Below are 2155 nucleotides of genomic sequence, written 5' to 3' on the forward strand. Positions count from 1 at the left end.
AGGCGGCGCTGGCTGAGCATCCGGGGGTGCGGCAGGCGGTGGTGGTCGCTCGGGAGGATGTTCCCGGTGACCGGCGGCTGGTGGCCTATGTGGTGCCGGATCTGGATGTGGCCGCCGATGCTGCGGCCGATGCTGCGGCTGATGCTGTGGCTGGGCAGGTGGGTGAGTGGCGGGAGATCTACGACACGGTGTATGCCGGGTCGCAGGTTGAGGCGTTCGGTGAGGATTTCACCGGCTGGGACAGCTCCTACACCGGTGAGCCGATTCCTTTGGAGCAGATGCGGGCTTGGCGGGCGGCCGCGGTGGAGCAGGTGCGCCGCTATCGTCCGGAACGCATCCTGGAGGTGGGTGTCGGTTCGGGCCTGTTGTTGTCGCAGTTGGTCGGGCACTGCGATGAGTATTGGGGCACCGATCTGTCGGGTGCGGTGATCGACCGGCTGAGGCGTCAGGTGGCCGAGCGGGGGCTGGCGGATCGGGTGACGTTGCGGGCCCAGGCCGCCGACGTGGTGGACGGCCTGCCCGAGGGACACTTCGACACGATCGTGGTCAACTCGGTCGTCCAGTACTTCCCGGATGGGGAGTACTTGCAGTTGGTGATGGATGGGTTGGTGGGCCTGCTGGCGCCGGGTGGCCGGTTGGTGGTGGGTGATGTGCGGCATGCCGGCACGTTGCGGGCGTTGCATGCTGCGGTGCTGGCTGATCCGGTGGCGGTGGAGCATGCGCTGCTGATGGAGAAGGAACTGGTGGTGGCGCCGGAGTTCTTCACCACCTTGGCTGCGGCTGATTCCCGGGTCGGGGCGGTGGACATCCGCCTTAAGCCGGGTGGTTACCACAACGAGCTGACCCAGCACCGTTACGAGGTGGTGCTGCACAAGCAACCGGTCCAGGCGATCGACCTGTCAGGGCTGTCCACCGTCGCCTGGAGCCCGGACCTGGATCTGGCTCACGTGGTGACACCGGCACGCATCACCGGGATTCCGAACGGGCGGCTGGTCGATCAGGGGGTGGATCCGCAGCGGCTGGTGGACTGGGCTGAAGAGCGCGGTCTGCGGGCGATGGCGACGTGGTCGGCGGTGTCGGTCGAGTGCTTCGAGCTGGTGCTGGGCCACGAAGATGCCGGGCAGGTCCTGCAGGGCGTCTACGTTCCCGCCGTGGCGGTGGTGCCGCTGGTGAACAATCCGAAGGCGGCCCGTGGGCTGGGCCGGTTGCTGGCTCAGGTGCGAGCGGGTCTGGCGGAGCGGCTGCCGGAGTATCTGGTGCCGTCGGCTGTGGTGGCGATCGGTGCGGTGCCGTTGACGCCGAACGGCAAGCTGGACCGGCGGGCGCTGCCCGAGCCGGACTATGCGGGCGTTGCCGGTGGAGGCAGGGGGCCGCGGAACCCGGCCGAGGAGGTGTTGTGCGGCCTGTTCGCCGAGACCCTCGGGGTGGCTCGGGTCGGGATCGATGACAGCTTCTTCGACCTCGGCGGGCATTCGCTGCTGGCGACCCAGCTGGTCAGCCGGATCCGCCGGACGCTGAAGGTGGAGCTGCCGATCGTCGCGGTCTTCGAGACCCCGACCGTGGCCGGGCTGGCCGCTCACCTCGAAGCGGAGGCCGGTTCGAGGCAGGCGCGGGCGGTGCTGGTGCCGCAGGAGCGGCCGCTGGTGGTGCCGGTCTCCTTCGCGCAGCGGCGGTTGTGGTTCCTGCACAAGCTGGAGGGCCGGTCGGCGACGTATAACATGCCTTTGGCGTTGCGCCTGTCGGGACGGTTGGATCCGCTGGTGCTGCGGGCCGCGCTGGCCGATGTGATCGGCCGGCACGAGTCGCTGCGCACGGTCTTCGCCGAGGTCGATGGCGAGCCGGTGCAGCAGGTCATCGACACCGAGCACGCTGACTTCGGCTGGCGGGCCTGCCCGGTCACCGAAGAGGAGCTGCCGGAGGCTCTGGAGCGGGCGGCCCGGTACGGGTTCGACCTGTCCGCGGAGATCCCGGTCCGGGTCACCCTGTTCGAGCTGGACGCCGATGAGTACGTGCTGCTGCTGCTGATCCATCACATCGCGGGGGACGGCTGGTCCATGGCCCCGCTGGCCCGGGACCTGCTCGCCGCCTGCATGGCCCGCTCGCAGGGCCATACACCGGAGTGGGAGCCGCTGCCGGTGCAGTACGCCGACTACAC

1 protein-coding gene is annotated in these 2155 nt (G+C 69.3%); it reads left to right on the top strand.

Annotated elements, in window-relative coordinates; translation table 11 throughout:
- Positions 1–2155, top strand: a 2155-nt coding sequence (locus ACTWQA_RS58820; RefSeq protein WP_443167464.1) for a condensation domain-containing protein, incomplete at both ends; no start/stop codon positions are given.

This window comes from Nonomuraea sp. 10N515B (genome assembly GCF_052245915.1).
Lineage (GTDB): Bacteria > Actinomycetota > Actinomycetes > Streptosporangiales > Streptosporangiaceae > Nonomuraea.